Raw genomic sequence first — 21378 nt, 5'->3', positions numbered from 1 at the left:
TTATAAAACAACAATATCATTGGCATTCGCTATTTCGAGGTTATGGGCTTTAGAATGAATTAAAGCAGACGATGCTTTAGCCCTTGCTACGGCCACTATGTTATTTTGTCCGTTGATGATCTCAAAGATCTCTCCGCTTGAAAAATCTGCTTCAATGGAAAGAACACCCACAGCAAGCAGACTTTTTCTATTTCTGATGGCTTCGCATGCACCCTCATCAACCATCAGCCGCCCGGTAACCAAACTCCCGCTGGCCAGCCATTTGTTTCTTGAAGATATAGAACACTTTCTGGGTTCGCACACCGTTCCGGTTTCTTCCAAAACTGCTTTTAGTATTCCATCAGGAGTACGAATACCAAATATAACAACTTTAATACCCATGGAGGATGCCAGGTGCGCGAAAGTCAACTTTGAGGTCATCCCTCCCAACCCCACTTCCGACGTGTTCTTATTGGCTAATGAAAAGATATCATTGTTGATCGATGCGATGTTCGGGATCACATTCCCTTCTTTATCCAAAACTCCTGGAACCGAAGTGCCTAACAAAATCAGTGAAGCCCCAAAGCCCACACCCAGTAAGGTAGCCAGCTCATCATTGTCAGAAAACTTCAGCTCTACATTACTAACCACATCATTTTCATTGGCAATAGGTATAATGCCATTTTTCCATAGTTCTTCATAGGTCTCTTTGAGCTGTAGAAACTGCATCCGGTTAGAGAAATGCTGACGTTCGCACAAACTTTGGGCAATAGAAATATGGTAAGGTTTAAAATGTTTGGAATAGGTATTTAAAAGCAATGGATTTCCAATAGCTGCAGCGGCCTTACGTTCGGCCATCTTGCCTTTATAATTGGTAATGAATTTTTTTCCTGCAGCAACGGCACCGGAAGAAACAAGTATGAGGTGATGATCAGCAGCCAGCGCAGAAACCTGCCTGGTAATATCAGCTATAATGGCCTCATCAATTTCGCCCTGCGGCGTCGTGATGGAGGCTGAGCCCAATTTTAAAACAAGTATAGATTTAGACATTTATATTTGGAACGTATGATAGCTGGTATTAAAATCCTAAAATAAATAAATTAACCCGTTATTAAGAACATGTTTTTACAAAAAATAATTTAATAAAGAATATTTATGTTTTTTTTAATGCATGGCGACAAATCACCTGCTGCAATAACAGAATAGTTAAAACTTTTAGGAATATGATGGTATAATGTCAATGAAACTGATTGCTGAGGAAGTTGATCAAAGCAAGAAAATAGTGGATATTAAAACTGGATCGGGCAGGAATTACATCAAAAAGAAATCTCCGAAAAATCCTGTAGCAACACAGAGGTCTTCGGAGATTATTCAATGATAAATCTTGATTAGACGATTTTTACAAATCAATCAACTATACCAATGTAGCGGTAAGACTAATGTCAACACTATAAGCTTTACTAACCGGACAATTTGCTTTAGCACCGGCAGCAATTTCCTGAAACTGATCTTCTTCAATTCCTGGAATATCTGCTTTTAATTCGAGATGAGAACTGGTAATTACACCATTATCCAAAGAAACAGTTCCTTTGGTTTCTAATGAGGTTGGTGTAAAGCCGGCTTCAGTAAGGTCAAGGCTCAATTTCATGGTAAAACATCCGGCATGGGCGGCAGCCATTAGTTCTTCAGGGTTTGTACCAATTCCATCAGCAAACCTGCTGTTAAAAGAATATTGGGTGTGGTCCAGAACTTTGCTGTCGGTAGTTAAATTCCCAGATCCTTCTTTAATGGTGCCATTCCAAATGGCTGTTGCGTTACGTTTCATATTTTTTATTTTATTTAGTTTTCTCCCGGTTACGGTTCAATTTAATTTTAATCTTCCCATCCTCCCCATCGGTTGCCAGTAAATGAAGCACAATGCCCTTCATTCTGCGGTCACTAATTTCTTTCTTATCGGTAATATCTTCATCCTTCTTCGGATTGCGGAGCGGAACATCCAATGCGATATTTGTTCCGGTGGACATGGAATAAACACCAGCAATATCCATGTTTAATAAGCTCGAATTAATTTGCATCGGATTAATGGTAATCTTTTGTCCGCGTACATCAAACTTACCATTTAAGTTTGTAAACATGATGTTATTTAGATCTCTGAATGGAAAGGCAAACTTGCCGACACTCTGAATGGGTTCAAAATTGAGTAAGGCCCCTTTCTTCAGGTCAAATATAATACTGCCGTTTAAAGAGTTTGGAAGCAGTTTACCCTGGTTATTAATGCCTCCAGAGATGTTTGTTTTTGAAAACAGGAAGCCGGTAATATTTTTTGAAGTCAAAGTCTTTAATCCGAAGTTATCAAATGAGTAAAAGAAATGCTTAATATCTACATTGCTGATGGTGGTGTTCAGATCGAACCGGTTTACATTGCCCTTTTGAGAAATCGTACCATTTAGTTTAAGCAAACCACCAGCATGTTTAACACTAACGTTTTTAATCGCTATCCCCTTTTCAGTTAAGTACAGATCAGCCATGGCATCAGTAGCCAAAAATTTATTGTAATATACTTTATCCACTTTCAGGTGCATGTCTACCTGACTTTTTTCAAAGACCGCATCCAGGTCATCAGAAAAGTTTGTCTTGGCAGACTTCCTTTTTTTAGTCGTTTGCCTGGAGCCTAAAAACCCGAAGAATTCACCCAGGTGCAACTGCGGACTTCTAATCTTCCAGCTCAGCAAAACTTTCTCTGGTGCAGTATAATAAGAGTTTAAGAAATTACGGATGGTTCCATCCATATAAACAATGCTTTTACCACTTTGGAGCCGGATATTTTTAATGAACAGATCATGATCTGTAAAATTCAGGGAGATGTTTGTATTCGTAAACTTTAGTTTCCTTGGAACATAGTTTACATCCGCATTCTTAATGTCTACAATTCCGGTAACATAAGGCTTGGTCAGTTTAAAATCTACAATGTCTGCCTTATAAGCAAGTTTCACATCTGCAGTACCTTTTACAAACTGTAATACATCCTCACCAATCACTTTATTAAGACTTGCAATGTCAAACTTAGATTTAAAAACACCGGTAGCAATTGGCTTTTCAAGGTTATGGATAGAAGCCGTATCAATAGAAAATGGCATTTGCTCATATTGTCCTTTAAAGCCATACAATTTTACTGCAGAATTCTGATCAGTATGCCCCTTTCCAGCAATGAAGTTATTGGTAAATACCCCTGCAAAATTACACTGATCAACTTTACCGCCAGGTGTAGTCAATACATTGTCCTTAACAATTGCTTTTACATTGATGGCCGGATCACCACCCGGACCCATATTGCCGGCAATGGTACAATTTACCTTAATGGGTTTTTCGAAGTTGAACATATTCAGCTTAGAGCTGATGTTAGGTGCAAGCAAGTTCGCTGCATTCTTCCAGGCAATTTCGTTCACTTCAATATTTATAGCAAAATCGGTATGCTCTTTAGAGGTGTCAAACTTTGCACCGATAGTAAAAGGATCAGGACCAATTTTCAGCTTATTTGGAGCCACATCAATAACTCCGGTTTTATCGGTATAGGTAATCTTAAATGGACCTTCCAGTACTTTGTCTTTAATAAAACTACCCCTTCTGGTATTAAATGCTAGGCTTTTTACCAGCATTTTAAGCTGGATGTCAGCCTCCCAGTCCGACCAGGAATAATCTGCTGTTCCTTTAAGATGATCAATAGCAAACTGGAATAACTTATGGCCCTTTTTATTGTCCACCACAAAGTTAACATCATCCAATGCAAACCGGCCAACTTCCAAACCAGAATCACCATCCTCTTCCTGGGGAGAAGCAGTTTTCTTCTTTTTCCGGAAGATGGACGTATTGGTGTAGCCATTACTATCGGTAAACAGGTAAATCTGTGCTTTATTGATGCCAATCTTTTTAATTTCAATGGTACCGGTTAATAGTGCCAGTGTATTTACAGAAACCTCAAGATCTTTAGCCTCCAGCAAAGGATGGCGGTGTACTGTCCACAAGCTATCGTGCATCACTACATTATTGAGCCGCAAAGAAACACCTGGAAACCCGCTTAAGAACGTAGGATCCATACTTCCAATGGTTAAGGTTCCATTTAAATTCTGATTTAACTTTTCAGTGATGGTTGCCAGTAAGCTTTTCTTATTGACATTAACATAGATCGCAGCAGCAATAAAAACGACTAAAATTAGGGCAATGAAAACACCGAGTATTTTAAGAATGATCCTGGACCAACGTGGCATGTGTTTCTGGGTTAGGTGTATGGCGTTAAATCGAATGAATCAATCCGTATGCCAATTAAAGACAATTTAATCAATATAAACGAAATGTACATATAAATAGTTGAATCGCTAACTATAACTTATAAAGGGTGATGCAAAACGCATCACCCTTTATAAGTTCAATATAAGACCACCGCTATAAATCGTAGTTTTGCCGATATAACGATAACGACAATCCCCGAAAGGCAACAGGCAAGGCGCGAAGGGCTTATTCGATTTTTGCGCAGCATACGCTTTTACTGAATTCATCTTTTTATTATTGAGTTAATACCTCAATAATATGGAAAAGATCGAAAATGTTTACTTGTATTATGCCATTTTTAGCTTTAATGCAGCAGTAGTCTCCGTTCTTACCTTTTCAGTCAATTCAGGATCATTGCTCAATGATTTACCATAGGTAGGAATCATCTCTTTTAGTTTTTCCTGCCATTTTGGGGTTTTAACATAATCACTAAAACAACGCTCCATCAACGTAAGCATGATAGATACAGCGGTTGATGCCCCTGGTGATGCACCAAGCAAGGCTGCAATAGAACCATCAGCGGCAGTAACCACCTCAGTACCAAACTCAAGGATACCGCCATGTTCTTCATGTTTTTTAATAACCTGAACGCGCTGACCGGCGGTTTCGAGTTCCCAGTCTTCCATACGTGCTGTAGGCAGATATTCCCTTAAGGCAGCCATCCGGTCCTCCGGAGATTGTCTAACCTGATCAATCAAATATTTGGTAAGCGGTAAATTGTCTAAACCGGCAGCAATCATCGGTCTGATGTTATTCACTTTAATAGAAAGCGGCAGGTCCAGCAGGGAACCATGTTTCAGAAAACGGGTAGAGAAACCAGCATATGGCCCAAACAGCAACGCTTTTTTACCGTCAATCATCCGGGTATCCAGGTGAGGAACCGACATTGGCGGTGCGCCTACTGAGGCTTTACCATATACCTTGGCATTGTGTTTTTCAATAACTGCCGGATTTGTACATTTAAGCCATTGTCCGCTAACCGGAAAACCACCAAAACCCTTGCCTTCAGGTATATCAGATTTCTCAAGAAGCGGCAAAGAGCCGCCACCAGCACCAATAAATACAAACCTGGCTTTGATGATCCGCTTTTTACCAGTGGTCTCATCCTTAACTTTAATTTCCCAGAGGCCGTCTTTCTGTTTAAGCTTACGCACTTCATGTGCAAAATGGAGGTTCACATGGTCCATTTCCTGAAGGTGGTTAAACATCTTCCGGGTTAATGATCCAAAGTTAACGTCTGTACCCAAATCCATCCGCGTTGCAGCAACCTTTTCAGAAGGATCACGGTCTGCCATTACAAGCGGCATCCATTTTTCCAGCTGGGCAGGATCTTCAGAATAGTCCATCCCTTTAAAAAGATCACATTCCTGAAGCTTATCGTATCTTTTCTTTAAAAATGCCACATTATCTGCACCCCAAACAAAGCTCATGTGCGGAATGCTTTTAATAAAGTTCTCCGGACTATCGATGATCTTATTCTGAACTAAAAAAGACCAAAACTGTTTAGAAACCTCAAAAGACTCCGCAATTGCCACAGCCTTTTTAGTTTCTACAGAACCGTCCGGAAGCTGTGGAGTATAATTCAATTCACAAAAGGCAGAGTGACCGGTTCCTGCATTATTCCAGGCATCAGAGCTTTCTGCAGCAACCACATCCAACCGCTCAAAAATTTGAACACTAATATCAGGCTCCAGTTCTTTAAGTAAAACACCTAAAGTTGCGCTCATAATACCAGCACCAATCAATACAACATCTGTAGCCTTATCTGAATTAATATTTTTAGCGGTCATTCGTGAAATTTTTTGCAAAAGTACGATTAAAGATTAATTTTTATACCTAAAGAGCAGATATGATTTAATTATATTGCGCTTAATTAACATAACCGCTCTTTTTTCTAATTAGTTTTTAATAATTACCTTAAAATAATGAGTATTACACCGTTCACACAGATCAATACATTAAAAATAACCAGGACTTTTTGCCTCAATATTATCAAAGATTTAACCGTTGATCAGTTAAATAAGGTTCCTGCCGGATATAACAATAATATCATTTGGAACATTGCACATATGATAGCCGCCCAGGAAGGTGTTTGCTATTTAAGGGCCGGCAAATCAACCAACATTTCTGAAGCATTTTACAATTCCTACAAACCCGGAAGTAAACCAGAAGCTGAAGTTACAGCTGGCGACATCGATACCATTAAATCTTTGTTATTAGGTTCATTTGATCAGCTGGAAAAAGATCTTCAAACCAATCATTTCGAAAATTATATGCCATGGGCAACCCGGTATGGTGTAGAAATGAAGTCTATTCATGATGCAGTAAACTTTTTACCTTTTCATGATGGAATGCATATGGGATATATCATGGCTTTAAAACGATTGGTATAGTTTATTTGTTGTAACAACATATAATTTCTAAAATGAGCATCCAGTCTATAAATCCGGCCAACGGCAAGCTATTAAAAAAGTATTCAGAAGATTCTTCCTCCCAAATCCTTAATAAAATAGAAAATACACATGCAGCATGGCTAAAGTGGCATAAAGAAACTTCTGTAGAAACCGAAAGAGCTATACTGTTAATCAATGCAGCAGGCATCCTCAGAAAACGAAAAGATGAACTAGCCGTATTGATGGCCTCAGAAATGGGTAAACCACTTAAAGACGGACGGACTGAAGTAGAAAAATGTGCAGCTGTTTGTGAATATTACGCCGAAAATGCAAAGACCTTTCTGAAAGATGAACAGATTGAAACAGATGCCAGCAAGAGCTATGTAAGCTTTCAGCCGCTGGGTGTTGTTCTGGCAATTATGCCCTGGAACTTTCCCTTCTGGCAACTGTTCAGGTTCCTTGCCCCTGCCCTGATGGCTGGTAACTGTGCGCTGCTTAAGCATGCATCCAGTGTAAGCGGCTGCGCCCTTGCTGTTGAAAAGATCTTAATAGAAGCCGGATTTCCAAAACACGTATTCCAGGTACTGTTAATTGGCAGCAAATCTGTTAAGCAGGTTATAGCACATCCGCTTGTTAAAGCCGTAACCCTTACAGGAAGTACGGAAGCCGGCATCCAGGTGGCGCAGCAAGCCGGACAACTGCTTAAAAAAACGGTATTGGAACTTGGCGGCAGTGATCCCTATATCATACTGGAAGATGCAGATCTGGAAAGTGCTGCTGAAATATGTGCACAAAGCAGGCTGATCAATAACGGACAAAGCTGTATTGCCGCGAAAAGATTTATTGTAGTTAAAAAGGTAGAGAAAGAGTTCACCAGGCTATTTAAGGCAAAAATGGCAGAAAAGATTACCGGAGATCCGTTTGATCCTGCTACAGACCTTGGCCCTATGTCACGCATCGATCTGAGGGACGAGCTCCATGAACAAGTACAGCAAAATATTAAAGCAGGTGCACAATGCATTCTTGGCGGCCTGATCCCGAAATTTAACGGCAGTCACGCGTTCTATACCCCTACCATCTTAACAGGAATTAAAAAAGGAATGCCCGCTTACACCGAAGAGCTCTTTGGGCCAGTAGCATTATTGATTACGGCAAAGAATACCAATGAAGCGATAAAAATTGCAAATGATACCAATTTCGGACTGGGTGCTGCCGTATTTACCAGGGATGGTTCAGGCGGCGAAGAAATAGCACGCAACCAACTAAATGCAGGGTCATGCTTTGTAAATACACTGGTCAAATCAGATCCAAGATTACCTTTTGGAGGAATCAACCAATCCGGATATGGCAGAGAATTGGGAATGTTCGGGATCCGCGAGTTTGTAAATATCAAAACGGTATTCATTAAATAGCGATAATGCCAAATAAGCTATGATATTAGCCGACGTCGCATCAATTAAGCCGTATCTCAGTTAACCCTTATCTCGTCATGGACGAACGATACAGCAACTTTAAACAACCAATTAAACTTAAGCAATCTGCGATCTCCTGCTGGTCATATACTGTGAGATCAGGATCATCAGCATACCCGACATAATGGAAAGATCTGCGGCATTGAATACACCCGTTTGAAACCATACAAAATCAATATGCAGGAAATCTGTTACAGAGCCAAAAGAGATGCGGTCGTATAAATTCCCAATGCCTCCCCCAATTACAAAGCTGATGCCTACAATAAGAAGGGTATTTAAGTTCGACTTAATCATTAAAAAATAAAGACCGTATCCGAGTACAAGCAGTGGTAATAAGGACAAGAACGCGAATTTCACGGGTCCTGGTAAAGAATCACCGGAACTTAAAAATGCACCAGAGTTCTCTACTTTGGTCAAAGTAATGTGATCGCTAATCACCTTAATATTGTCGTTATAATCTACATGTTTTCTGACTATGCTTTTGGTAACCTGATCACACCCCACGTTGAGCAGAACCAATGCTAAGATCAATAACCTGTTTAATAACTTCCCTGACTTCATTTTAATTAAATATAGAACGTACAGTATAGGCGAATTCTAAACAAGTATACCATTCACATCCTGTAAAGCCAAACAATTTATGCAAATTTACGCAGGGCAGACCGATGCAGAGATTATAGAAATAAACCTATACCCTGCCCTAAAAACTAATTGATCCATATTTTGTTGTTTATCATATTAAATACTATTATTTATCGCATACCTAAACTTAACTAAAAAATGAAAAATTACTTTGCAATTGCGTTGCTGTGTATCACAGCATCCCTTACCTCATGTGGTACTAAGTCTGAAGAAGTGGTCATTGCTGAAGCGAAGCTTACCTCAACTGCCGACAATAAAGAGATGGGAACAGCTAAGTTCTACCAGCAGGAAAATGGAAATATTGCTATGGAATTAGAAATTACCTACACCGCCAGGGCCGACAGTTCTGTAGCAGTACACTTTCATGAACACGGAGATTGCGGAAATATGGGCGAAAATACACACGGCCACTGGAATCCAACTAAAGAAGCCCATGGTAAATGGGGATCAGATGCTTACCATTCAGGAGATATTGGAAATATCCAGCTAGACAGTAAAGGACATGCCGTTTTTGTTTTAATGTCAGATAGATGGAGTATTAAAGATGGAGATATCAAAAATATCATAGGAAGAGGAATCATTGTACACGGTGGAGTTGATGATTATACCACGCAACCTACTGGAAACTCGGGACCTAGGATCGGTTGCGGTGTAATTGAAAAAAAATAGAAACTTTTCTTTGCTAAGGCTGTTCTTTAATTACATCAAAACCTTTAAAAAAATGGAAAATAGTACAGTAAACGCCGAAATCTTAAACGACCTTATTCAAATTAATAATGACAGGGTTGTCGGTTATGAAAAAGCAATTGACGAGTTAAAACCAGAAGATGCTGACCTTAAGTCTCTTTTCGTAGAAATGATCGGACAAAGTCACAAACATAAATCTGCTTTAGCTACAGAAGTACAGGTTCTTGGATCTGATGCAGAAACCGGAACAACTACTTCTGGAAAGATCTACAGAGCATGGATGGATGTTAAAGCCGTTTTTACCGGTCACGACAGGGAAACCGTACTTAACAACTGTGAATTTGGAGAAGATGCCGCACAGCGTGCATACAAAATGGCTTTAGACACTGAAGGACTATCAGCAGATCTTCGTGCAACCATTACAGAACAAAAAGCTGAATTGAGAGTATCACACGATCAAATCAAAGCCTTAAGAGATGCTGTAAACAGCTAGATCTTTTAAAAGCAGAAAGCGACCTTAAATTTTATTAATCCGATCATATCCCATTCGGTAGATCAGCTTAAAATTTAAGGTCGCTTTTTATATTTCAGTACTTTCATACTCATACTTTCCCTTAATGTACTTATTCAAAAATCCGCCCTTAGATCTGGCCATCTTTAAGGTTAGGTAAACACCAGGGGGAACCTCTTTGTAATAATAGATCTTTCCCGAAATAAACTCAACACTTAATAGCTTATATTCAGGATCATATGCTATTTTTGCTATTACTGTAGATGGCATACTATTACGTTATCTTGAGAAAACACTAGAGGTTATAAATTGTTATACTAAAAAAAGAATTTTATGAAAAAGCCAGGGAGAGTAAGTGCGATAGGAATGTTTTTTCTATTCGCTGTTTTATTAAGTGCGTGCAGCAGCACCAAATTAGTATCATCATGGACTGCGCCAAATGATGTGATCAAAAGTAATAAAGTATTGGTTATCGCTTTAATGGGTCAGAATGATAGAATGCTCAGAGAGAATGTAGAACGTATTATGGTTAAGAACCTGTCAGAAAAAGGAATAAATGCCGGTTCTGCATTCGCAGAATATGGCCCTAAAGTTTTTGAGGGTTTAAATGAAGCAGCAGCATTAAAAGCAATTAAAGACAAAGGATACGATGGTACATTTACCATTGCAGTATTGGATAAGACCAAACAAAAGACCTATAATTATGGTGCACCATACTTTAATCCTTATTATGGATATAGATTCTGGGGATATTACAACAACTTTTATGGGGGTATGTATGAGCCCGGATATTATTCAACAACAAAAAGGTTTATACTTGAAGCCAATTACTACAACCTGGATAATGACAAGCTTTTATATTCAGCACAAACCAGGTCACTGGATCCCTCAAGTCCGGAATCACTGGCAACAGAATTTACCAATACGCTCTTAGCCGATATGACTAAAAAAGGAGTTATAAAATAAAGAAGCTTCAAAATTCAAAATCATCAGAAGAGAATATTTAAAGAATTTAGCGTTTAATTGTAAACGCTAAATTCTTTATTATACATTTTCAGGTTCTTTTTAAGGATGCCGCGGGCCACATGAATTCTTGTCTTAACGGTACCAATAGGAATTTGAAGCATATCTGCAATTTCATGGTATTTAAATCCCTCAAAATATTTAAGGAAAGGAGTTAGATACTCAGGCTGTAGCTTATTCATAGCACTGCTAATGTCTTCCATCACAAACTTATTCTCACCGGCATTGCCAACAGCACTTCTTTTTAATTGAGTAACAGGGATTTCTTCATGGATAGATAAGATACTGCGTGTTTTTACAGTTCTTCTGTAGCTATTGATAAATGTGTTCTTCATGATGGTATATAACCATCCACGAAAGTTGGTGCCTTCACGAAACCGGTCCGAATACCGGATCGCCTTAAGCATAGTATCCTGAACGAGGTCGTGCGCATCTTCATAATCCTTTGTAAATTTAAAGGCAAAAGACTCGAGCGCAACTTGATTGATACTTAGACGTTGATTAAATTCTGCGTTGTTCATAGTTAGGGTTTTTGGTAGGTTATAGGGTATTTAGTTCATTTCACAGTCATTTTAATGAATCTAAATAGTGACAAATTGTGTACCAAAAATCAAATACTATTCCTTAGAAGTTTATCTTATCATATTAACCTTCATCCTTTTAATTGCCGCTTACTAAAGCTTTAAACCTATTGAACGTAACTATCATTTTAAAAGAACGGCCGCCACAGGGCATTAACAACAATCAGCGCAGCATAATTAGTTCAACTGCACCATCAACAAGTTCAGATAATATTGGGTATTCCCAGATGGGTTATTACCCTGCAGGTATAAAAGCTCAGATAATATTTGGTATTGCCAGACGTACTATTACAATGCAGGTGTAAATTGTTAAAGAGCAAACAGATTTAAAGAACTTAGTTGATCCGGTAGTTATACATAAGTCTGGTGCTTTCCTTTTTAAGGTATTTGCTTTTGTATTTTTGATGAACTGCCGCCGGTTGTTTAACATCATTAACAACCAATTCGTCCTTATCGATCTTATACGATAGGTTTCCGGTATTTTTAATAATCCCGTCTTTGATCAGTTCAGCATTAATAGCCTCCGTATCTACTTCATCCGCCTTATTTAGCTGATTAACAGTTGATTTTTTTGAGGATTTCAAAGCACTAATATCTGCCGAATAGAACGACCTGGATTTTGTTAAACCAGAAGCAATCGAAGCAAAGGGTAAAATTACAGGTGCTGGAGCCCTTGGTGCGGTCGGGGCCGTTGGAGCCGTTGGAGCCGTTGGAGCCGTAGGCAGAGTTGGTAGGGTTGGCAACACATCAAAGTCGCCATCATCAAGCCTTTTTTGGTATTCCTTAAGATCGCTGGTATATTTTTCCAACGCATTAGTATAATTCGATATTGCAGCATTATAAGTTGCAGCATGCTTTTCATAAGCTTTGTAATCAGAAACGTATGCTGTATTAGCATCAGCAAAGCTCCGCGTATTAAAACGGCTTATAGTCGCAGTTTTTGGGAGCCTTCCATATGCAATGATGTCCTTTTCAGTCTTAGCCATGGCTGTCTCCATCCTATACGCATTATCTTCTTCTTTCGAAGCCTTTAATTCTGCTTTCCAGGCTTTATCTTCCGCATCTGTTTGGGCATTTGAAGCCTTCGCTTGATTTACGCGGGCAAGAATTGCTGCAGCACGACGAACAGTTTCAGCTTCTGATGGGGTTAATCCATCAACTTGTGCGTCAGATTTTCTGTCGACTGATCTATCGGTAACTGTAATTTTTACCGGGCTGCCTTTCTTAACCTTTTTATTCATTACTTTTTTAATGCTATCCTGTCTGGCCACGTTAAAATGGTCTAACATATCCGTAACCGTTACAGTAACCGCCTTTTCATTGGCTCTAAATGCAGCAGAAAACAAAAGTGTGCAGATCAGGGCTGCAGTCAATATCGTTTTCTCCATATTATTTAATGAGGTACTTTTATTAAATGCCATCCGTTTAACGCGGGCTAAGAGTTGATTTTTTCTACCGCTAAACGCCATGGCAAAATCTGGTGCCGACTGAAATTCCTGGCAGGAGATCAGCGCATTGATATACTCCTTTTTACTGCCCGTATGTTTTAACGCCAGGTCATCACAGCAATTTTCACGTTCTTCTTTAATCAGCCTGGAAACCCAAAGTACTGCAGGATTAAAGAAAAACACAACCTCTATCAAACTCTGTACAAAATTTACAAGGAAGTCATTCCGCTTAATATGCGCCAATTCGTGGCACAATATAGCCTCAACTTCAGCTGCAGATAAACCATTTAACAAACCTAAAGGCAATAAGATAACAGGTTTCAGATGCCCAATGGTCATCGGAACCATAGCTACACCAGACTGCAGCAGCCTAACGCTTTTATTAACCCCAACAGCAGCAGAAAGTTCAGCTACTTTACTTTCCCAATAGGTACCAGAATCAAAGATGTTTGTGTTCTTAAGATAATAGACGTGCTGAAGACCTACCATCAATTGAATTCCCTTAATACAAATGATCAGAAACCAAATCATAAAGATCTGAACGGAATAAGAAGCCCACAGAGACATTAAAGAGTCTACCATCTCCATAAAACCGGAATTGTCAGATAATAGGATAGAAATATTTAAACCGCTGCCGGTAGCAGAATCAATAGCTTGTCCAGCAGCACCGTAGGCAGCTGAACCGTTAAATGAAGCGCTTGTAAATGAATTGTAAAACACAAAGCTGGTGCCAGCAACAAAAAGAAATAAGCAGGCATTAAGTAAATTATAACGTGTAGAAGCTTTACTGTTTTTAGTGGTTATAATAACCATACTGGTTAATACAGCAAGCACTACACCCATCCATAATGAATGGAAAAGGGTTACACAAACCGCATGCAGCAAGTTTGGAGGTAATAGGTTGGTCAATTGAAATTCCATAACTGTGGTTCTTAATTATATTGAATTTATTATTTATCGAGTTTATCCAGCATATTCCTGATGGCATCTAAATCAGCTTTCGAAGCCTTTTTATTGCCCAAAAGCTGCATCACCAGGCTAGATGCCGATCCTTTGTAAAGCGTATTTACAAAACGGTCCAGCAATTGGTCCTTGGTCTTGATTTCAGCTTCAACCGGAATATAGATGTGCTTCATCTGACTTTCATCGCGTTTAAGGATTCCCTTATCAGCCATGATCTGCATCTGCTTTAAAGTTGAAGTGTAGTTTACATCCCTCTGCTCATTCAGCTTATCATTTACAAAGCGGACAGTAGAAGGCCCAAATTCCCATAGCACCTGCAAAATTTCTAATTCTGCACGCGTTGGTTCCGGGATCGCATTTGTAGCATTATCTTTCTTCATAAAACAAAGGTAGGATAACTTTCGTACGAAACAAGTATTATCAGGAATATTTTAAAATAATCTAATGATTAAGGGCTGAACTTATGGATCTTATCACATTCACAGCATGATCTCTGGAGTTTTCGATAAACCATAAATGGGTATCCATACCCCCGCAAACCACCCCGGCAAGGTAAATCCCCTTTTGGTTGGTTTCCATCGTTTCCGGATGGTGTGCCGGTAAAGATTTAAGATCATCAGAGAATTCAATACCAAACTTCCTTAAAAGTTCAAAATCAGGCTGATAACCCGTAAGTGCCAGTACGAAATCATTTGGAATAGTGACCAATCCATCAGGAGTTCTGAGGTCTACCTCATTTTGACGGATGGCAACGAGTTCAGAATTAAAGTAAGCGGCAATGCTGCGTTCCTGAATGCGGTTATCAATATCCGGCTTAACCCAATACTTTACCCGCTTATTAATCGCCTGGTCCCGCACTACCATGGTAACTTCAGCACCTTTGCGGTAGGTTTCTAATGCAGCATCAACAGAAGAATTGCTGGATCCAACAACCAATACCCGCTGCATGGCGTAATAATGCGGATCCTTATAGTAATGAGAAACCTTCGCCAACTCCTCTCCCGGAATGTTCATCAGGTTTGGAATGTCATAGAAACCGGTTGAAATTACAATATTACGGGCCTTGTAGGCTGCTTTAGAGGTTTTGATGACAAAGATACCAGCTTCTTTCTCTACCGACAGCACTTCTTCAAACAGGCGGGTGTTCAGCTCAAATTTCAGCGCAACACGGCGATAATATTCCAGTGCCTCTGAACGGGTAGGCTTAGGACTGTTAGAAACAAAAGGTACCCCGCCTATCTCCAGCTTTTCAGAAGTAGAAAAGAAGGTCATATTCTGCGGATAGTTATATAAAGAATTTACCAGGCAGCCCTTTTCAACAATCAGGTAAGATAAATCCGCCTTAACTGCTTCAATTCCACAGGCCAAACCAATTGGCCCGGCACCAATAATAAACACATCCCTAACATCCATCACGCAAATTTAACTATTTTTCAAGGCCATTTCCGGATCTGCTTAAATTATCTTCCAGCGTTGAACGATATTCCAGTCTTGTTCTCGGCAGGCATTCCGGATAATTTTTAAGAATAAAAGCGATCATCATTTCGCGGACATCGCAACGCAGATCAAAGGCTTCGCCAGAGGTATTGGCACTCATCAGCAAACGCACTTCAATACTATCCGGCTTATTATCCGTAACCTGTACCACATTTACCCGCTTGTCCCACAACCGGTGAGTAACCAGCAATCGTGTCAGCTCTTCCCTTAATGGTGGAATCGGAATGGTGTAGTCCAGGTATAAAAATACCGTACCCAGTAATTGTGAAGATACCCTGGTCCAGTTTTGAAAAGGCTTTTCAATAAAATAGGTAATTGGCAGAATAAGCCTGCGCTGGTCCCAGATATTGATCACTACATAAGTGAGTGTAATCTCTTCAACCCTTCCCCATTCACCCTCAACAACAAGTACATCATCAATCCGGATGGGTTGTGTAAACGCAATTTGAAATCCCGCCAATAAATTACCCAGCGACTTCTGAGCGGCAAAACCAATGATAATACCACCAATACCTACCCCGGTTAGTAAACCGGCACCGATCTTTTGCATACTTTCAAAACTGAGCAGCACAACGGCAGCAGTAACCAGAACGATCAGGGCAACAGTAAACTTTCGTATAAACTGGAGCTGTGTCGTAATTTTACGTTCTCTTAAGTTATCAGCCTTCTTAAGATCGTACTTATGATAAAAATATTCTTCCAGAATTTTGATTATCCGGATCAGAATTAACGCGACAAGAACCGTAAGCGCAATAGAAAGTATTTTCTCCAGCCAAACATAATATTTAGCGTTCAGCGTCATAAAATTAAACGAGACACTTAAAAACAGCAATGGTAAAAAGACATTCATCGGTCCCTGCAGGTTCTTCAGGATCGAATTGATTAAAAAAGTAAGCCACATCTTAGAAACAACCATAAAGATCTTTCTAACTATATAATTAAGCAGCATCCCCAGAATAATTGCACCAGCGGCAATGATCAGGTTCTCTCCAAATGCAGAAATGCGGTGTCCAAGTAAATTTTCTAAATCCATAGTTATTTATAGTTAAACAAAAATAATAAAGAAAGGTTTATTAGAACTACCTTCACCAGAATACCGGCTCAGGCCAATACAGTATTACACCAATCGGGTTGAAGAAAATCTTTAATACACTAATCGACAGTTTTATAAATGACAACGTAGGAATAGCAGAAGATTTCTTAAGTAAATCCCTCGCTCTAAACCTCAAACAAAACCTGATTGCACTTTATGCAGATAATCTTTTGCTTAATGCAGGCACAGGTAATGATACTGCTGCAGTGCAGAATAAGCTGGTACGTGGTGATAAGATCTATTGGCTGGACCGCATACACAACGATACACACGAGAACAGCTTCTTCGACCTGATGGATAGCTTTGTGAGTTATTTAAACGAAACCTGCTACACGGGGATTACAGGATACGAATTTCATTATACCATGTATGAAAGCGGAAGCTATTACAAGAAGCACCTGGATCAGTTTCGCAATAATGAAAGCCGAAAATATTCTATGATCATGTACCTCAATGCAGACTGGCAGGAACAGGATGGCGGAGAGCTGTGTATCTATCAGCAGGAAAGCATTCAGAATATATCTCCGTCAAATGGTAAAAGTGTGTTTTTTAAAAGCAATGAATTAGAACACGAAGTTTTAGTGACCAATAAGGTCAGGTTAAGTATCACAGGCTGGCTAAAAGTAAATTAACACAGCTGTGTGTTTACAAATACGCTGGCCAAATCGCTAAAAAACTTAATAACGTAAATCCGTATCACAAGTCTAAAAGATTTTCCAGTTCTGTTTCTTCCAGAATGATGCGCCTGGAACCTATATCCTGATCTGTTTTCCATTTTACCAGCCTTATTTTACCACCCTCCAGTTCTATACCGGTAATATCACCATCGCTAAAACAGCAGCAACCGGTATTAAAATAAGTGTTTTTTGAATATTCCAGTCTTGGAGAAGTTTCCCCGCTAATCTTTCCAGCTATAAACTCCGCTTCAATTTCCTGTACCTTTTGAGTGTCACCGTCCTTTCTAGCCGCATCCAGCCGGATATACATGCGTTCCAGGTGCGTTAGGGAATTAAATACCGGCTGATGCGTATGGCCGGTAATCAAAGCGAGGTTAGACTGCTTAGCGGTCCAGTCGTACATAATGGCATTGTGCTCAGACTTAAGCTGCGTATCATAAGCCGGGGTATTGGGGTTAATTCTCAAAAAAGCCTGGAAAGGAGCCCATACGTTTGACACGAACCACTTGCTGAACCAGTTACCATCACTCTGCAGGTCGCCCTGATGGCCATGTGTTAGAAGAATATTTAGTTCCGTTCCCAAAATATGCATCTGTAAAACAAGTCCTTCATAAATTTTCACCTTCTGACCATACACCTTTTCCAGTGTAAAGCCGGCAAGCGGATCATTGTCCCAATACAGATCATGGTTTCCAAATATCTTAACAAACGCATTTCTGTTCAAAAATAACTTCTCCATTTCAAAGGTAGCCTGATTTGATTCGATGACACCATAAAGTGTGTTTTTCCAAAGCTCTTCACTATCACCAAGATTACAATACAGATAGCTTTCACGGTTATAATATCCAAGTGCAGCCAGGTAGTTTTTCTCAGACAAGGCAAAGTCATCCACAAAATTCCGGATGCCCTTATGCTGATCTGAAAAGACGATGATTTTAGAAGAATTATCGAAATTAAGAACTAAACCACGCTTGCCCGGATCCTTTTTAATTTTACTAAACAAAGCAGATAACGCCTCATGTATCCGCTTCATATCTGGCCTGGAAGTGTACCGGTTAGCTAGCCACAGAACTGGCCTGGTAAAGATTTTTTGGAAAATTCTCCTCATTAAAATAAAAGTAACAATAAGATTTTATAAAATACAATACAATCAGCACCATTTGATCATCGTGTAAAACAAAGTAAACAATAACATGATATATTAAACACAATACATTGAAAATAAGTATATTAAAAATAAATATTAACTTAAAAGAAACGTAAAATAGAACAAAATGAAAGACTGACAAAGTTACACCTGTACTAATTTACATACTAAGATAATTAGCATTAAAATAGTAGGAAATATAGACTTTAACCAAATATTATTCTATTTATTTGTAACAGTATCCACCTGACAAACTGATTATCGTGTTCATATTCAGCGTATAAACAAAAAGCATACCGTCAAAATCTGTACATACATTTTTTTAGTATATACGCTAAAATAACCAGGTATTAACCTCCCTCAATTAACATCTCGAATATGGTTGAATCATCAACACAAATCAATGACTTAAAGTCTCAAGTTCTTTTAAAAGCAGGAATTGGATTTATTACGCCAGGCGACTGTAAACGAATTTCGATAGAAATTAGTAAATCTGTTAATAAACAGGTCAGCGAAACTACCATTAAAAGATTCTTTGGCTTTGCCGTATTAAACCACAATTTTTCACAGTTTACCCTATCGGCAATATCTGCCTATGCAGAAAGTCTGGAAAGCTGTGATTGTGCACGCATCGAAACAAAGCCGTTAAGTGCGCTTCAGTCCAATTGGGAACAGGTAAGCAGCAGGGCTGCAAAAATTACAGACAACACCCTAAAGGAAATTCAGAACCGGTCCGGCCTCCCCTACGAAATGACAATCAGCAGGAAATTTGCCGCTCATGATTTTGAAGAGTTCATCCACAGCAAATATACCTTCATGAGCTTTATGTCTCAACCCGGGTATGGCAGAACGATTTTACTAAGTCACCTCGTTAATGACTATTTCCGAAAAGAGAATGCAATATATCAGGATTCAACCGTCCTGTTCTTAACTGCCGCCAACTTACTTAAAGCAGATAAGATCGCAAACGTTGAAGAACATATTAAATCAGTGCTGCACATACCGCAGGATAAAGACCTTTTTCAATATTGCCAGCAACACCAGAGTGGTAAAAAGTTCATCCTCATAATAGATGGCTTTTGTGAACTCGTGCTAAAAAAGGAAATGAAGAATCAATTGTTTGATTCTATTCTGAACTTCATTTGTGCATTAGATCAAACCGGCAGTATTAAAGTGATCCTAAGTATGCGCTCCACCACCTGGATCAGGTATTACGAACGCATGCGTCATTCTTCATATCTTAAAGAATCCTGGTTTAAAGGAAATTATTACAATCCAAACGATGTGTCTAATGTACCGCCCCTTACCGAGCAGGAACTGCAGCAGATCATTTGCAAAACCGGTGTGATGGATTTTAATGCAATCAATCCAAAACTGAAGGCACAACTAAAGTTCCCATTCCATATCCATCTTTATTTCCAGCTCAAAGAGGAAGATCCATTTATAAATTTCAGTACAAACATTACGTTCTACGAACTGGTTTCCCGCTTTATTCAGGAGAAGATCTACAGATCTAATTACTACACAGAAAAGATCCTCTTCATAAAAAGATTTGTGCAGATGACGGATTATGGTAAACTGGATAACTTCGTAGCCAAAGACCAGTTAATTGGAGAACTCTCTGCATTTAAAAATGCCTATATGGAATTGTTGTCCGATGGGATCCTCATGGAAGAGCGGCACAATAATGATGTTCACCCCAAAGAGTATGTACGTTTCTTACATGCCCATGTCTTTGAATACTTCTTATTCATTGAGATCCTCGAAGAATTTAAACTTGCGATAGATCTTAAATTTATGGAGTATATTGAAAATGAATACAGCGGCAACAATAAGCGGTTTATTCTTTTACAATGGACGGTAAGATATTTAATTAAGATCTCAGATTATGCTTCCCTAAGCTGCATATTCAAATTAAAACTGATCAACTATGAGCGGAACTACCTGGTATTGTTTATTGCAGAAAATCTGCAGTATAAATACAATCTAAGTCCGTCAAGAGGCGTACCTTCAGAAACCAAAAAACTGCATGATACCATTGCTGCAGAACTTAAGAACTTCGATTTTATAGACTCAAGCTACAAACAGGGAATTATTGTGCTGGCAGAGATTTGCGAAAAAGATCACAATTGGCTAAAATACCAAACCATCCTGGCTATCCTGGATACCCTGAGCGGCGACTTGCCGGCCATTAAAAATAGGGTTCAGCTATTGAATGAACACCAGGAACTTTGCAGTAGTTATCCGTATAACCCATTATCGTTCTTAAGCTATTTCCTTAAAAAGCTAACCGGTGCAGCTTTTGAAAATGACAATCTTGACCAAATGCTGGCAGATTTTATCCAATCAGCCCACACAGAAACTCCTGAAAAAAAGATACCAGATACGCAAACCTGCATTTTTTATGTATTCCTGCTTGGAATAAATATGGTAAACAAAGACGAAGAAGGCCGGTTCAAATTAATTCAGGCAATCTATAAAAAACACCCAAGACTTTTTTACAGCCGGTCTCCATTTTCTACTTACATGCTCCTGCTTCTTGGTATAAACCGAATCAGGTTAAAAGATCTCGCTACCGCAAAAAAGATCTGCAGTTTTTTAAACCGGATCCATCATGAAAATGAAAGATATACACTCACTAAATATTGTGAATCTTTACTGATCATGCTTAATGCAGATCTTTGCAGCCAGACAAAGGCATATGAAACTGCTATTGACTATGCAGAACGCGGAATTGAAATCTTTAAAAGAAACGACCTAAGCCTAAATTGCGTGAAAGCATATGACATCATTATTGATTGCTACCAAAACAAGAATGATATGGCTAAGGTAAATGAGTACAAGTACGAGAAGCTTTGCCTGATCAATGAGAAAATAAAAAAGCAGCCAGAATAATACGGCTTGATCTTAATTAATTGCTTAGGTAATAAAAGAATTCT

At 39.1% G+C, this 21378-nt stretch carries 19 protein-coding genes; 7 read left to right on the top strand and 12 right to left on the bottom strand.

Annotated features, from left to right (window positions below):
* The 4 genes from proB to ATK78_RS02795 form a co-directional block, all read right to left on the bottom strand.
* A complete protein-coding gene (proB, locus tag ATK78_RS02810) occupies positions 1 to 1029 on the bottom strand; it encodes a glutamate 5-kinase (RefSeq protein WP_133574533.1) in 1029 nt (342 codons plus the stop codon).
* Positions 1030 to 1393: 364 nt separating this feature from the next.
* On the bottom strand, positions 1394 to 1804 hold the full coding sequence (locus tag ATK78_RS02805) for an OsmC family protein (RefSeq protein ID WP_133574532.1): 411 nt from the start codon (positions 1802 to 1804) through the stop codon (positions 1394 to 1396).
* Positions 1805 to 1814: 10 nt separating this feature from the next.
* A complete protein-coding gene (locus ATK78_RS02800; protein ID WP_133574531.1) occupies positions 1815 to 4244 on the bottom strand; it encodes an AsmA family protein in 2430 nt (809 codons plus the stop codon).
* A gap of 348 nt (positions 4245 to 4592) precedes the next feature.
* Positions 4593 to 6113 (bottom strand): malate:quinone oxidoreductase, encoded by a 1521-nt coding sequence (locus ATK78_RS02795; protein WP_262712157.1) that lies wholly within the window; start codon positions 6111 to 6113, stop codon positions 4593 to 4595.
* A 117-nt stretch (positions 6114 to 6230) separates the two neighbouring features.
* Here ATK78_RS02795 and ATK78_RS02790 point away from each other — a divergent pair, with 117 nt between their 5' ends.
* A complete protein-coding gene (locus tag ATK78_RS02790) occupies positions 6231 to 6698 on the top strand; it encodes a DinB family protein (protein ID WP_133574529.1) in 468 nt (155 codons plus the stop codon).
* A gap of 32 nt (positions 6699 to 6730) precedes the next feature.
* A complete protein-coding gene (locus ATK78_RS02785; protein ID WP_133574528.1) occupies positions 6731 to 8110 on the top strand; it encodes an NAD-dependent succinate-semialdehyde dehydrogenase in 1380 nt (459 codons plus the stop codon).
* A gap of 117 nt (positions 8111 to 8227) precedes the next feature.
* Here ATK78_RS02785 and lspA read toward each other — a convergent pair whose 3' ends face one another.
* Complete coding sequence (gene lspA / locus ATK78_RS02780; protein WP_133574527.1) at positions 8228 to 8731, bottom strand: signal peptidase II; 504 nt, start codon at positions 8729 to 8731, stop codon at positions 8228 to 8230.
* Between the two features lie 219 nt (positions 8732 to 8950).
* Here lspA and ATK78_RS02775 point away from each other — a divergent pair, with 219 nt between their 5' ends.
* Complete coding sequence (locus ATK78_RS02775) at positions 8951 to 9481, top strand: superoxide dismutase family protein (protein ID WP_133574526.1); 531 nt, start codon at positions 8951 to 8953, stop codon at positions 9479 to 9481.
* 52 nt (positions 9482 to 9533) lie between these two features.
* Positions 9534 to 9992, top strand: coding sequence for a ferritin-like domain-containing protein (locus ATK78_RS02770; protein WP_133574525.1), 459 nt, complete (start codon positions 9534 to 9536; stop codon positions 9990 to 9992).
* Between the two features lie 87 nt (positions 9993 to 10079).
* Here the strand turns inward: ATK78_RS02770 and ATK78_RS02765 are convergent, their stop codons facing one another.
* Positions 10080 to 10280 (bottom strand): KTSC domain-containing protein, encoded by a 201-nt coding sequence (locus ATK78_RS02765; protein ID WP_133574524.1) that lies wholly within the window; start codon positions 10278 to 10280, stop codon positions 10080 to 10082.
* Positions 10281 to 10343: 63 nt separating this feature from the next.
* On the opposite strand from ATK78_RS02765, the gene ATK78_RS02760 reads away from it, so the two are divergent.
* Complete coding sequence (locus tag ATK78_RS02760) at positions 10344 to 10976, top strand: hypothetical protein (RefSeq protein ID WP_133574523.1); 633 nt, start codon at positions 10344 to 10346, stop codon at positions 10974 to 10976.
* A 53-nt stretch (positions 10977 to 11029) separates the two neighbouring features.
* Here ATK78_RS02760 and ATK78_RS02755 read toward each other — a convergent pair whose 3' ends face one another.
* The 5 genes from ATK78_RS02755 to ATK78_RS02735 form a co-directional block, all read right to left on the bottom strand.
* Entirely contained in the window at positions 11030 to 11554 is a 525-nt protein-coding gene (locus ATK78_RS02755) for an RNA polymerase sigma factor (protein WP_133574522.1), read from the bottom strand.
* A 395-nt stretch (positions 11555 to 11949) separates the two neighbouring features.
* The gene (locus ATK78_RS02750; RefSeq protein ID WP_133574521.1) at positions 11950 to 13983 is read right to left on the bottom strand and encodes a M56 family metallopeptidase; all 2034 of its coding nucleotides are present in this window, start codon (positions 13981 to 13983) and stop codon (positions 11950 to 11952) included.
* Positions 13984 to 14012: 29 nt separating this feature from the next.
* Positions 14013 to 14405, bottom strand: coding sequence for a BlaI/MecI/CopY family transcriptional regulator (locus ATK78_RS02745; RefSeq protein WP_133574520.1), 393 nt, complete (start codon positions 14403 to 14405; stop codon positions 14013 to 14015).
* 61 nt (positions 14406 to 14466) lie between these two features.
* Positions 14467 to 15438: a YpdA family putative bacillithiol disulfide reductase gene (locus ATK78_RS02740; protein ID WP_133574519.1), complete on the bottom strand. Its 972-nt coding sequence runs from the start codon at positions 15436 to 15438 to the stop codon at positions 14467 to 14469.
* Between the two features lie 13 nt (positions 15439 to 15451).
* Complete coding sequence (locus tag ATK78_RS02735; protein ID WP_133574518.1) at positions 15452 to 16555, bottom strand: mechanosensitive ion channel family protein; 1104 nt, start codon at positions 16553 to 16555, stop codon at positions 15452 to 15454.
* A gap of 98 nt (positions 16556 to 16653) precedes the next feature.
* On the opposite strand from ATK78_RS02735, the gene ATK78_RS02730 reads away from it, so the two are divergent.
* The gene (locus tag ATK78_RS02730) at positions 16654 to 17247 is read left to right on the top strand and encodes a 2OG-Fe(II) oxygenase (RefSeq protein ID WP_133574517.1); all 594 of its coding nucleotides are present in this window, start codon (positions 16654 to 16656) and stop codon (positions 17245 to 17247) included.
* Positions 17248 to 17311: 64 nt separating this feature from the next.
* Here ATK78_RS02730 and ATK78_RS02725 read toward each other — a convergent pair whose 3' ends face one another.
* Positions 17312 to 18325: a metallophosphoesterase gene (locus tag ATK78_RS02725; RefSeq protein ID WP_243732418.1), complete on the bottom strand. Its 1014-nt coding sequence runs from the start codon at positions 18323 to 18325 to the stop codon at positions 17312 to 17314.
* Positions 18326 to 18817: 492 nt separating this feature from the next.
* On the opposite strand from ATK78_RS02725, the gene ATK78_RS02720 reads away from it, so the two are divergent.
* Complete coding sequence (locus ATK78_RS02720) at positions 18818 to 21334, top strand: NACHT domain-containing protein (protein WP_133574515.1); 2517 nt, start codon at positions 18818 to 18820, stop codon at positions 21332 to 21334.
* The last annotated feature ends 44 nt before the right edge of the window (positions 21335 to 21378 follow it).

The organism is Pedobacter metabolipauper (assembly GCF_004362715.1).
In the GTDB taxonomy this organism is placed as follows: Bacteria; Bacteroidota; Bacteroidia; order Sphingobacteriales; family Sphingobacteriaceae; genus Pedobacter; species Pedobacter metabolipauper.
This window is presented reverse-complemented; position numbering and strand designations above follow the sequence as displayed.